8 protein-coding genes are annotated in these 11996 nt (G+C 69.5%); 1 reads left to right on the top strand and 7 read right to left on the bottom strand.

The genetic code is table 11. The features are described from left to right. The 4 genes from BIV25_RS26095 to BIV25_RS26080 form a co-directional block, all read right to left on the bottom strand. On the bottom strand, nucleotides 1-248 hold a 248-nt coding region (locus tag BIV25_RS26095; RefSeq protein ID WP_143076703.1), incomplete at its 3' end, for an alpha/beta hydrolase. Nucleotides 249-418: 170 nt separating this feature from the next. After that, nucleotides 419-973 (bottom strand): transposase, encoded by a 555-nt coding sequence (locus BIV25_RS26090; RefSeq protein WP_107486333.1) that lies wholly within the window; start codon nucleotides 971-973, stop codon nucleotides 419-421. Further along, nucleotides 943-1545, bottom strand: coding sequence for a helix-turn-helix domain-containing protein (locus tag BIV25_RS26085; RefSeq protein ID WP_071374861.1), 603 nt, complete (start codon nucleotides 1543-1545; stop codon nucleotides 943-945). Before BIV25_RS26085 ends, BIV25_RS26090 begins: the two co-directional genes overlap by 31 nt. A gap of 176 nt (nucleotides 1546-1721) precedes the next feature. Continuing rightward, nucleotides 1722-3110: an aminotransferase class I/II-fold pyridoxal phosphate-dependent enzyme gene (locus BIV25_RS26080; protein WP_071374860.1), complete on the bottom strand. Its 1389-nt coding sequence runs from the start codon at nucleotides 3108-3110 to the stop codon at nucleotides 1722-1724. 85 nt (nucleotides 3111-3195) lie between these two features. Between BIV25_RS26080 and BIV25_RS26075 the strand changes: the two genes are divergently transcribed. Then, nucleotides 3196-4569 carry a PLP-dependent aminotransferase family protein gene (locus BIV25_RS26075; RefSeq protein ID WP_071374859.1) on the top strand — a complete coding sequence of 458 codons (1374 nt, stop codon included), beginning with the start codon at nucleotides 3196-3198 and terminating at the stop codon, nucleotides 4567-4569. Nucleotides 4570-5220: 651 nt separating this feature from the next. Here BIV25_RS26075 and BIV25_RS26070 read toward each other — a convergent pair. From BIV25_RS26070 to BIV25_RS26060, 3 genes are all read right to left on the bottom strand, one after another. Continuing rightward, nucleotides 5221-9732, bottom strand: a complete 4512-nt coding sequence (locus tag BIV25_RS26070; protein WP_071374858.1) for a caspase family protein — start codon at nucleotides 9730-9732, stop codon at nucleotides 5221-5223. Then, nucleotides 9713-10138 (bottom strand): hypothetical protein, encoded by a 426-nt coding sequence (locus BIV25_RS51305; protein WP_177235418.1) that lies wholly within the window; start codon nucleotides 10136-10138, stop codon nucleotides 9713-9715. Before BIV25_RS51305 ends, BIV25_RS26070 begins: the two co-directional genes overlap by 20 nt. Before the next feature lie 191 nt (nucleotides 10139-10329). Continuing rightward, nucleotides 10330-11844, bottom strand: coding sequence for a hypothetical protein (locus BIV25_RS26060; RefSeq protein ID WP_071374856.1), 1515 nt, complete (start codon nucleotides 11842-11844; stop codon nucleotides 10330-10332). Between the last annotated feature and the right edge of the window lie 152 nt (nucleotides 11845-11996).

Below are 11996 nucleotides of genomic sequence, written 5' to 3'. Positions count from 1 at the left end.
TTCGCGAGGGCATCAGCATGCGCTTCCAGGGTGTAGTCGAAATCGGTCGGCCGGTCGCTGAGGCCGTGACCGAGCAAGTCGATCAGCAACGAACGGCGGCCAGCCAGCAACGGGTGGGCCGCGACCTCCGCGAAGTAGGCGGGCGATGTGGCACCCAGACCATGCACGTAGACGCGGGAAGGCTCCTGCCCCGGCAACTCCACCCAGCGGATCTGGTCACCCTCGGGCGTCACGACAGCGTTACGCACAGCCTGCTCCCCTGCAATCAAGATCGATGGAGAGACGAGAGTAACCACCCGTCCTCCATACACCACCCCCATCCCTCATCGCAGGTCCTGCGTGGGCACCGGGGACGTAAGAACTTCGGCCAGGACACCTCCCCCTGATTTCGCTCACAACCTCGTTACTGCTGGATTCCTCAAACGGTGTACGTGTAGCGGTGTCTGAGGGTTCGGGTGGGTGCTGCGGGCTTGCCCCAGATCCAGGGGCGGGCGCGGGTGTTGAGCTGGTCGGTGGCGACGCGGGTGGCGTGGGTGATGTGGTCGCGATCCCCGAAGGAGCGTCCGGCCAGGGCGGTCTTGCGGAAGATGCGCCACCAGCCCTCTTGAAGGTTGAGCCAGCAGGCACCGACCGGGATGAACACGTGCCTGATGCGGGGATGTTCCTCGAGCCAGGTCCGGGTGGACACGCTGTTGTGGGAGGACAGATTGTCGGTGACCACGTAGATGTCCCCGACGGGGTTGATGTCCTCGACCAACTGGAGGAACTGCTGGTAGAAGGCACTGTTGCGGGAGGTGGCCGTCATCGTGACCTCGTGGCCGTCCCGGACGCGTGAGGCGCCGTAGACCCAGGTCTTCTCCGGTCCGCGGGAGTAGTCGATCTCGTTTTTGATGCGGTGTCCGTCCGGCGACCAGCCCGGTGCCGGCGGGAAGGTGCGTGGGATCACCGGGCCAAGTTCGTCGGCGCAGACCACCGTCGCACCGTCGGGCGGGCTGGTGTAGAGCTCGACGATCCGTGTCCTTTTCCCTCGAAGTCCCGGTCCTTCGAGCGAGTCCACGAGCGCGTGCGCCGCCAGCGCACTCCCTCGGCCAGCAGGATGCGGCGCACCTGGGAGCGGCTGACCTTGATACCCATGTCATGGGCCGCGGAGGCCGGCGTATCCAGGGTCCACTCCGAGGGCCCTGACTCGTCCGCGGCCCACATCTCGTTCGACGGCTGCACCTCCAGCCGCCCTGGCGGCGTCAGCTTGACCAGGCCGACGATCCTAGAGCGTTCGGCCTCGGTGATCCTTCGCTTGCGGCCCTGACCGCCCAGATCCTCCAGGCCCTCCAGCCCCAAGTAGTTGAACCGGTGCAGCCAGCGGCGCACCGTCTTCTGGCTGCACCGCAGCTCGCCGGCTATCTGCGGGACCAACCACCCGCCCCAGCTCAGCTCCACCATCCGGCACCGCTCCACCACGACCTTCGGTGCTTTCCTGGCCGCCGCCAGGCGATGGACCACCGCCTGCTCGCCCTCGTCACGGCCCAGCCGTGCCCTCAGCACCACTACCCAGCACCCGCCCCCGAGTACCCGCAACCGCCCCGCTACCAGCAGATATACCCACCGAAAGCGGAATCCTGCAGTAGTGCTCGCCTACAAAGCCAATGGTGTGTGACACCCGGGGAGTTGTATCAGGTCCGGGAGAAGAGGGCGCGACCACGATGAGTGCTGGTGAGGTCGGCTTACAACGTGCGGATCGCGACTTGCAGTGCCGCGGCTACCCGCTGGGTGTCGATTGCGGTGGTCTGCCAGTTGCTGAAGGCGGCTCGCAGTGCGGGCGTGCCGTCGAGGACGGTGGGCGTGAGGAAGACCTCGTCGGTCAGCTGTCCGGTAAGTGCGCTGAGCCGTTCGGCTGTGGGATTGTCGGCGAGAGTGAAGCAGACGACGTTCAGGCGCACTGGTGCCAGGAGGCGCAGACCGGGGGTGCTCTCGATGGCGTCGCCCAGGGTGCGTGCGCAGTCGATGCACCGTTCGGTGATCTCGCGGTGCCCGTCTTGTCCGTAGGCCCGCAGGGTGAACCAGGCGGCGAGGGCGCGCAGGCGACGTGAGTTCTGCGGGGTGAGGTGGGCGAAGTCGGGGGTTTCTCCGAGCGGGCCGAGGTAGGCCGCCGCGTTCTGGAAGACACTCGTTTGCAGGTCGGGGCGGCGGGTGAACTGCACGGCGCTGTCGTAGGGGACGTTCAGCCATTTGTGCAGGTCGATGCAGATCGAGTCGGCCAGGTCGAGGCCGTCGACCAGGTGCGCGTGGTCGGGGGAAAGGGCTGCGAAGGCGCCGAAGGCGGCGTCGACGTGCAGCCAGAAGCCGTAGCGCTCGCGCAGCGCGGCAAGGGCGCGCAGGTCGTCGAAGTCGACGGTGTTCACGGTGCCCGCGTTGGCGACCACGATGCACAAACCATCGGTGTCAACCTCGCGCAGCGTGCGCTCTAGCGCCGACACGTCAACGGCTTCCCGCCCGGGCTGGGTTGGCACACTGACCAGGGCCTGGCGTCCCAGGCCGAGTATCGACAGTCCCTTGGACACGCTCGAATGCGCGGCCCCCGACAGGACCCGTACCGGGCCGAGCGCGCCCGCTCCGTGCTCTGCCGGTGAGACCCCCCGCTGTTCGCCGAGCCACTCGCGGGCGATGGCAAGGCCGACCGTGTTGGACATGGTGGCGCCGCTGACGAAGGTTCCGTACTGCTGGTCGGAGAGCCCGAACAAGGTCCGTAGCCAGCCGATCGTCTCGCGCTCCAGGTGCTGTCCCGCCCCGTCCAGGGACGATACGGCGTTGTTGTCCCAGGCCGAAGTCAGCCAGTCGCCGGCCAGCGCGGCCGGCGTCGCCCCGCCGGTGACGAATCCGAGGTAGCGCGGACCAGCGCTCGCCGACAGCACAGGCTCCCAGCGGGCGATGAACTCCTCCAATGCCGCCCGCAACCCTGCCCCCTGTACGGACAGGAGCTCGGGTTCCGGCAACGGAGCCGCGGGGACGACCTCCCGCTCGCAGACCTCGGCGAGCACGTCGGCAACGTGCTGCCGGACCGCCTCCAGCAGCTGGGGCAGGCTGTGGCGGTCAGTGGCCAGGCGTGGGTGCATGGCATGTCTCCGTTCGTGTCGTGTGATCACGACCGTACGGAGCCCGCCGGTCCGACGCCTGGTCCAATCGTGGAAAACTGGACCAGTGCGGATAGGCGACGACCAGCTTGTTCAGGCTCTGGGGCCTTGGCGGAACCCCGAGGCGCCCCTCAGCGCCGCGCTGGCCCGTGCAGTACGGGAGGCGCTGCTTGACGGCCGTATCCGGTCTGGGAGCGCGCTGCCCGCAGAGCGCCGACTGGCCGCTGTTCTCGGGGTGAGCCGTGGCACCGTGACAGCCGCCCTGGACCGGCTGCGCGAGGCGGGATGGGTCCGCACTCGGCACGGCAGTGCCAGCACCGTGCAGCTCCCTGAGGCCGCCGCGGAACGGATCGCCCCCCTCTCGGCGACCGGGGATGCAGGCTCAAAGGTCGATCTGCGCCGGGCCGTTCCCGCCGCGCCGCAGGAGCTCTACCTGCAGGCGACCCAGCGAGCCGTCCAGCGAGCCGGGCCCCTGCTGGCCGAAGACGGTGAACCAGGACCGGGCATCGCTGAGCTCCGTGCTGCGATCGCCGCGAGGTACAGCCGCGAGGGCACCGCGACACGACCCGAGCAGATCCTCGTCACCAGCGGGGCGCGGGCCGCACTGACCCTTCTCACGGCACACTTTGAGCCACGTGTGGCGGTGGTGGAGATCCCCACGTTCTTCGACGCGCTCCGGGTGCTTCGCGTCCCCGGAACCAGGCTCGTGGGCTGCCGCGTCACGACCGCCGGCTGGGATCTGGACCAGGTGCGGGACGCTTTCGCCGCTGCGCGCGGCCAACTCGCCTATCTCGTGCCCGACTTCCACAACCCGACGGGAGCGCTGATGTCCCCGCACACCCGCCGGGCCGTGACCCGGCTTGCCGCCGAGTACCAGGTGACCCTCATCGTGGACGAGACCATGCGTGATCTCGACCTGCGCGACCAGCTGGCCCCCGCGCCCCGTATGCGCGGCGCGCTACTGATCGGCTCCACCAGCAAGTCTGTCTGGGGCGGTCTGCGCATCGGTTGGATCCGAGCCCGTGCCTCGCTCATCAGGGACCTGCAGGTCCATCCTCTGGCCGGGCCGCTGTCCGCGCCTCCGATGCAGCAGCTTGTCGCCGCCGAATTGCTCGGCGACCTGGAACCGGTACTCAGCCGACGCCGGCACGAATTGCGGCGACAGCGCGACCATCTCACCAGCCTGCTCGCCGAGGACGGCCGTTGGCACTTCACCCGCCCCGACGGCGGACTCGCCCTGTGGCTGCGGCTGACCACTGTCCTCGCTGACACCGTCGTGGAACGAGCCGGCAGGAACGGGGTCGCTCTCGCGGCAGGTCCGCGCTTCGCGGCCGACGCCACGCTCGTCCATCATCTGCGTGTGCCGTACACCCCTCCTGACCACGTACTCGATCAGATTGCCACTGTCCTGGACGGCGCCTGCCGAAACGCGGCACCGTGACACCTCAGGGCTCTCCTCTCGCCCGATGCCCGCTCAGGACAGTCAGTCGCCTGCTGGCGATGTACGTGGGGAGGAGGAGTAGCGAAACATCAACAACGTCCGCCTGAAGCTCAAGCGGCTCGCCGAGCCGGGGAATCCTGGCCCGGGCCGAGCAGGCACTGTTCACCCTGCCGCGGCCGTTGCCGCTCCAGCGAGCCCGTAACCAGCCTTGCGTACCGCCCTCCCCGTCGGGTCACGTCCGGGAATGCGTGGCCCTTGCTGCGAGGTTGACCCGGCAGATACCCACCGACGGCGACAGGGGGAACGGCAGCCTGACGCAGGTGAGGGAGCTTTACCTGAGTGTGGCGGACACCGCGGCGAAGCTGTTGGCCGCTCCGGAGGTGGCAGACGGCTGGCGCCGGCCCTCCGCGCTGGCGAAGCTCAGCGTCCAGGGGCTGGCGGGCCACCTGGCCGGGCAGGTCTTCTTCATCCCCACCGTGCTCGCAGAGCACGTACCTACCGAGCCCGCCATCTCGATCCACGAGTACTACGCGCGGTCTTTCCCGGCACGCTGCGGACCCGGTGAGGACGCTGCATCCCCTCGTCTCGGTCGTGCGGGAGATCGCCGCCCACGGCGGCCTGCTGCGCGTCGGCCAGTTGGTGCCGTGGTGGTCAGCTTCTGTCTGTGCACGGGTTCTGGTAGGCGACACCGGGTACGTACTTCTTCCACTGGGAGGCGGTGATCGGGTGGCCGGTGTAGGAGCACAAGGTGGTGGCGAGGCTGCCGGGGTCGGTTTCGTAGAGCATGACGGAGTCGGAGGCGGCGACGGCGAGGATGCTGCTTGAGGGTGAAAAAGTGGCTGAGATTTGGGTTGTTGCCGAGGCGGGTGGTGTAAGCGCGGCGACCAGCATGGGGGATGACGACGCGTGGATGCTCCACAGCTGTACCTGTGCGTCGTTGCTACCGTTCCAGTCCGCCATCATCCTGCCGGTCGGAGCGAAGGCGAAACCGGTGGTGCCTGACAACGTGCTCGTCGTTCCGAGAGCTTGAGGATGCGCAGGGTCGCGGGTGTCCCAGAGCGTGACGCTGTTGTCGCCGGCTCCGGCGGCAGCGAGCAGCCGACCGTCGTCGCTGAGACCGAGAGTGGAGCCGACAGCTCCGGGAAGGGCAGCCGTGCTGCGTGGGCGGCCGTCAGCGAGGGCGAACAGCGACAGAGCTACGCCGTTCTCGCTCACTCCGCTGGTAGCAGCGGCAACACCCGACGCGCCGATGAGGCTGCCGTGGTTGGCCCCGGGCACGGCGGAGGTTGCGCCGTGGACGGGGTGGTCCGGGTCGGTGATGTTCCACCAGCTGATCCCGGTCTTGGTGAGGACGCAGGCGGTGTGGCTGTCCACGAGGCCGGCGATGTCCGAGGTGGGGTCAGGCAGGGGGAACGACCCCGCTTTTCGTGCGGTGATCGCGCTGGTGACGCGCCACAGCACCAGACGGCCGCCGCTTTGTACCGAGACCAGGTGGCCGGTTTTGTCCGCGGTGACTCCGGGGGTGAGGATGGCGTTGCCCAGGCCGGTCGGTGTGGTGGGGAATGCGACGGTACCCAGGAACGCGGCCTTGGCGGGATGGTGCGTGTCGTGCAGGTCCCAGAGCTGAACCGCACCGTCATGGGCGACGGTCAGCAGCGTCCTCGCCGTGAGGAACGTGACCATCTGCGGGATGGTCGGCAGGTGGAGCGAGGCATCCAGGACAGGTCCGGCGGATGCGGAAACGTCCCAGATGCCGATGCTCGAAACGGGTGTGGAAAAACCCCTGGTGGCGCGCGGTGCTGCGATCAGCCTGCCGTCGGGACTCATCCCCCATTCGTCCTGGCTGGTGATCGACATGCCGTTCGCTTGAGCCAGGGGACGGCGCCACAGCCGGACCGCGCCGTCCTGCCCGCCGGTCATGATCGCACCGTTCGCGGTATAAGCCACGGTGAAGGTGTCGAACCCGGTCGTAGTGCAGTCCGGCTGTGCCGTGTCACCGAGGTTCGGATCAGACAGGTTCAGCAGACACAGGGCGCTCTTGGGGTCGGCGGTGCCGGTGCCTCCGTAGGCAAGCCGGCTGCCGTCCGGGCTGAAGGACACGCTCTCCAGGTCGGCCGGCGTGACCCCGGTGTAGATGCTGAGGGATTTCGGGTGGGCCGGGTCGCTCATTCTCCACAGCCCGAGGTTGGCATCTCCGGCGGCCGCCATCATGCTGCCGTCGGGGCTGAACGCCACGCTCTGATATCCGGTGGGGATCGTGGTGAGTTTCTTCGGTGAGGCCGGATCTGCCACGTTCCACAACTGGGTGGTGCCACTCTGGTTGGTCTGCGCCAGCAGGTGGCCGTGCGGGGCGAAGGCGACACCCGCGATGAGGGCTTTCGAAGCGGGGTCGGGCAGGACGGCCAGTGCGCGCGGGTGCGCCGGGTCGGCGATCGACCACAGCAGGGTGAACCCTCGTTCGGCTGCGGCCGCCAGTAGTGTCCCGTCCGGGCTGACGGCCATCGCGGAGAGCTGGATGTCCTGGTGGGAAAGACGTGCGGGAATCGGCAGCTTCGCCCTGGCCCGCGGATGACGGGGATCTGCCAGCGACCACAGGCACAGCCCCTCACCGACGGCGCATCGACCGGCAAGAAGCCTGCCACCGGGCGCTATCGCGACAGCCGCGCCCCCGGCACGGATCGTGGACTGAAGGACGGGTGCGGAAGGGTCGGCAAGATTCCAGATCCGCAGCGAACCGTCCCGGTCGCTGTCTGCGGCCAGGGGACCATCGGGCTGGGTGGCGATGCGGACCACCGAACTGCCGGTCGCGAGTACGCCGTCCACCGGGGAACCCAGCGAGGCGTAGAGCTGGCCGGCGGCCTCCTGCGTGGGAGAGGCGTGATACGCGGCGACAGCGAGTTGGGCGGCCAGCCCCGGATCAGTGGATCGGATCGCCTTCGCGTCGGCGGCGAGACCGGTGGAGCGTACAGCGGCGGCCTTCTGCGCAGCCTGCTGCCCCTCCCACACGGACTGCCGTTCAGCGATCAGGCCCAGAACGGAGGCCAGCAGGGCAAGGGTGACAAGGATTGCTGTGATTATCCGCCGCAGCCGGCTTCTGCGGCGGGCCTCGGCCTGCTCGCGCAGGCCGCTGTCCAGGAACGCACGGGCGGCCGGTCCCAGGGCCTGCCCGCCGCGCCCCTGTCCGTGCACGGCGTGGGCAGCGGCTTCCAGGCGGTGACCGCGGTAGAGATCGCTGGCCTGGCGTCCGGCCTGCTCCCAGGCACGGGCGGCATCGGACAGCTGCTGAAGCGCCAGCAAGGCGGCGTGGTCTTCGTCGATCCATGCGCGCAGGCGTGACCACGCGTACAGGAGCGCCTCGTGAGTGATCTCGACGCCGCCTTCGTCCACCGTGACCAGCCGGGCCGCAGCCAGCGCATTCAGTACCCGCCCGGCAGCGTCCAGTTCGTCGGGGCCGGTCACGTCGTCCAGTGAGACCCTGCGGCGGGTGTCCTCCACTCCTTCACCGATGTGGACCAGGCGCAGCATCAGGCTGCGCACCCGTGCCTGGTCCTCGCCGGGCATCGCCGCGTATGCCTGCTCCGCAGTGGTCGAGACGGCGTCGTCGATGCCGCCGGTGGCGCGGTAGCCGGCGAGGGTGAGCAGGGTGCCGCTGCGCTGCTGCCACGTCGCCAGCAGAGCATGGGAGAGCAGCGGCAGCACCGCGGACTGCACGCCCAGACGCCGTACGCTGGCCTCACGCAGCAGAGTGTCGGCCAGCCCCTGCTCCAGACGCAGCCCCGCCACCCGTGCAGGCTGCTCGATCACCGCCCGCAGAGCTCCAGGACCCAGCGGGCCGACGACAACCTGCCGCTCCTCCAGCGCTCTCACCAGCGCCGGGTAACGGGTGCACGCCTCGTAGAAGTCGGCCCGCACCGCGATCACCACGGTGACCGGACCGCGGGCCAAGGCGGCGAGTGCGCTGACAAAGCGTTCCCGCTCCTCCTCCGGCGCACCCGCGGTGAACAGCTCTTCGAACTGGTCGACCAGCAGGACGGCCGCATCGCTCCCCGACAGCGCTTCAGCGCGCCGGGCCAGTGCACGGAGCGGATCCGCACCCGGCTTCATGGCGGCCACGTGCCTGCCCTCGCCGAGTGCCTCAAGGGCAGGCACAACCCCCGCGCGCAGCAAGGAGGTCTTGCCACTGCCGGAAGCACCCACCACGGTGACCAGACCGCCACCACGGATACGCGCCACCAGCTCCTCGACCAGCTCGTCGCGCCCGAAGAAGTAGCGGGCGTCCTCAGGACCGAACGGCTCCAGGCCCCGGAAGGGGCACGCCACCTCCTCCGCGCCCTCCTCGGCATCAGGAGCGGCTGGTTCCTCCGGGGCAGGCCCGGGACGGTAGGCGGGGTTGTGGGCCACCACCAGCTCACCCGCCCGGTCACTGCTGTGCCGCCGCGGCCGCGGAGCACCTTCCTCGGGCAGGACCCGGGCCAGATAGCGGTAGACGTGGTCGAGCGTCAGCTCCTGAGGGCCGGCCGGATCACCCTCGCGCAGCAACTGGATCAGCCCACCGGTGAAAGCGGTGCAGGCCGAGCCGGGCCGGGCCAGCCCCAGCTCCTCTCGGGCAGTGGAGGTGAGCAGAAAGCCACCCCGCACCAGGCTCTGTTCGAAGACGACATCCAGCGCGGGCGGACCGAGCGGGGTATCGGCCCGTCCGGAGAAACAGCAGTCCAACAGCACAGCGACGGCGCGCGCCCTGCTGGCACGGACCGTCTCCCGCAACGCCTGGTACCGCAGCGCCTTCCACGACAGACCCTCCACCAGGTCGTCGGTGGCGCACGTCGCCAGACACAGCCCGTCGTCGCCGCCCACCAGACCATGGCCGATGAAATGCACCAGCAGGGTGTCGTCCGCCTCCTGCGCGACCCGCCGGACAGCGTTTCCGAACTCCAACGGGCTCGGCGGATCCAGCAGGACGTGCAGGTTGGCCTCCGGCACACCGACCCGCTCGCGCAGGACAGCCGCCAGCTCCGTCAGCGACGGTTCGACCGCGCCGATGCCAGGCAGCGGCGAGCCCTCCGGATGCCGGCTTGTCCCCACGAGCAGGACACGGGAACCGGGCCGCGCCAGCGCGACCGGCCGTAACGCGCCGGCCGCGGCCTCACCGCTCGGCGGCGTCATCCGGCACCCCGCTGCCCCGCACATCCCGAACGGCCTCGTCAGGCCACACGGCGGTGGCCAACTGTGCCACCTGGGCACGCAGTTGCTCGGCGTCCAACGCGCGGACATGGTCTGCCCGCAGCTCGATGCGATGCCCATCACCCCGGGACAGGCGCACCGTGACGCTCCCGGTCCGCCGTCGCAGCCACGCGATGAGCACACTGGCCACGGCAGTTGCCACCCCACCGGAGCCAAGGCTCACCACCAGCTGCTGCAGCCCCCCACCCAGTGCCCCCTCCGGGACTGCTCCGGCCGTCCTGCGGATCCGCCCGCGAAGCACATCCTCCTCATCCAGCCAGACGGCCAGATCAGCTGCCTCCGCCCCGTCCCCGTCCCCGTCCACGGACAACGTCACGACGTCCGGCATAGAGCCCCCCATCCCTCGCCGTCCGGCCCCTGCCCGGGCCGGTGAAGCCCTCACGGCACCGACACAGTGGTACTGCTGCTCAAAACCACGCGCGGTGCGCAACCGCCAAGTGTGAGTGATGAGTCAGAAGTCTTCAAGGACGCCGCAGCGCGGTGCGCGGCTCCAGGAGGTCCTGGGCATCGCCCCGTTCGTCACTCGGTCTGCCCGCCGAGTTCCCACGACAGCAGAACCCCGCGGCCGGCCTGCACGACTCCTTGCGAGCGCAGGCTCTCCGGATCGAGGCGCCGGCGGTTGTCCTCCGGGGTGTGCCGGACACGGGCGAGATCGTCCGGTTCGAGTCCGGCGTGGGTGAACAGCTCGTCGGTGTTCACCCCTTGCGCCCGCAACTGCCCGATGGCTTTGTGGATGCGGGCTCCGGCCCGTTCACCCTGGGCTCCGGCCAGGATGTGTACCAGGTCGGGTTCCCTGGCTTCTTTGATCAGGACGGTCACGAGGTGCGCGAGGTCGGGGAACGACCGGTGGGTTCCTGCGGCTTCGAGTACGTGCCGTGCGCTGACGTCCCGGCGGTGGCGCCGCAGCAGGCCGACGATCTCGAACAGGTCAGGGACGGCCCGATGGCGGCCCACGGTCTCCAGGACGGCAGCCGCTTCCCGGTCGCGCTTGGCGGGAACAAGGTGATCGACGAGTGAGACGACTCCGGTGGCGGGACGTTCCCGGGCGATCACATCCAGCAGCCAGTACGTGTGCGAGACGCGTCGGGTGTCTGCGAAGTGGTCGAGCAGATCGAGCAGTTCGGCGGTCGTGCGGTGTTGGGCGACGGCATTGAGCAGGAGCCGGCTCTCATCGCCGCGCTCGGCCTCTTCGAGGAAGGCGAAGATCTCCCGCAGCAGCAGCATCGGGCGGCGGGCCCCGGCGCCGATGAGCGCCTGACGCACCTCGGGGCGGCGGCCGCAGCGGCGCATCCGCTCGATGAGCGCGTTCAGCTCGGCCGCTGGACGACGGGAACCCGCCGCGGCCAGCACCGCGGCCGCATGGGAGTGCCGGCCGGACTCCGTCAACCGCTCGACCAGCATCGCGATCTCGGCCACGGGACGGCCGCCGCCGGCGGTTCGCAGGACGGTCTCCGCATCGGCGGCGGCATCGTGGCGCTCCAGCCAGTCCGTCAGTTCACACAGGTCGTCCAGTTGCCAGGTCGCGGCCGACGACAGCGCGATCCTCGCCTCACCCGATCTGCCGAGCCCCGCCAGGCGGGTGGCCTGGGCGAGCAGCCGGGCTGCGGCGGAGTGTTCGGGCAGGGCACAGGACGGTGCGTCCGCGGTGCCGGTGGCCGCCTGCGAGATGACCGGCTGCGGCGCGGAGGCGACAGGTGGGGCCGCCGGCGCTCGCCCGGTCCGCTGTCGTTCGGCGGCGGCCCACAACGGCTGTATCCGGTCCGCCTCGCTGTCGGGGTCGCGGCTGGACCATAAGGCCAGCACCCGCACGACCGGCTCCACGTTGATCCACCGCGGGAATCCTCTGCCGAGCAGGAGCGAGCGGAAGCGCTCGTGGCTCATGGAGCCGTCGTAATTGTTCTCCTTGATCTTCCTGCTGACCAGGCGTGATCCGGGCCAGCCCGCGCTCTCGTGCAGGGCATGCAGTTCGAGTACCAGATCGCGGTGAGGCCCCGGGGGCAGCTGCCCCTCGTCCGGCACATCGATCTGCGCCACGCCGTATCCCCCTCGCCTGTCAACTTCCGTCAAGTTACGGGGACTTCGCTGGTCGGGGCAACCCGACGCGGTGTCAACCTGCGTCAGCTACCGGCAGACTCCGCCTCCCTGGCGATCACCTCCGGCACAGTGGAGAGCCAGTACCCGGACCG

The organism is Streptomyces sp. MUSC 14, from assembly GCF_001866675.1.
Classification (GTDB): Bacteria; Actinomycetota; Actinomycetes; order Streptomycetales; family Streptomycetaceae; genus Streptomyces.
This window is presented reverse-complemented; position numbering and strand designations above follow the sequence as displayed.